We start from the raw sequence: 266 nt of genomic DNA on the forward strand, positions 1-266 counted from the left end.
GTATAGCGCAGTCCGGTAGCGCGCCTGCTTTGGGAGCAGGATGTCAGGAGTTCGAATCCCCTTACCCCGACCATTTTCTGCCCGGCAGTAATGGGTATAGAAAATAAGGCGCTGATGCCAGTTGCATCAGAGGCCATAAAAGAGCGTCCTTACGGACGCTTTTTTATTGTTGTAAAAGTTGAAATATGCAGTTCCGCGATAGCTCAGTTGGTAGAGCAAATGACTGTTAATCATTGGGTCCCTGGTTCGAGTCCAGGTCGTGGAGC

The 266-nt window shown here is 50.0% G+C and carries 1 tRNA gene; it reads left to right on the forward strand.

Features of this window, described 5'->3' with window-relative positions:
- Positions 1–192: 192 nt before the first annotated feature.
- Positions 193–265, forward strand: a tRNA-Asn gene (locus tag GHO03_RS24930).
- The last annotated feature ends 1 nt before the right edge of the window (position 266 follow it).

It is taken from the genome of Pseudomonas sp. FSL R10-1339, from assembly GCF_009600545.1.
GTDB classification, from domain to species: Bacteria; Pseudomonadota; Gammaproteobacteria; order Pseudomonadales; family Pseudomonadaceae; genus Aquipseudomonas; species Aquipseudomonas bubulae.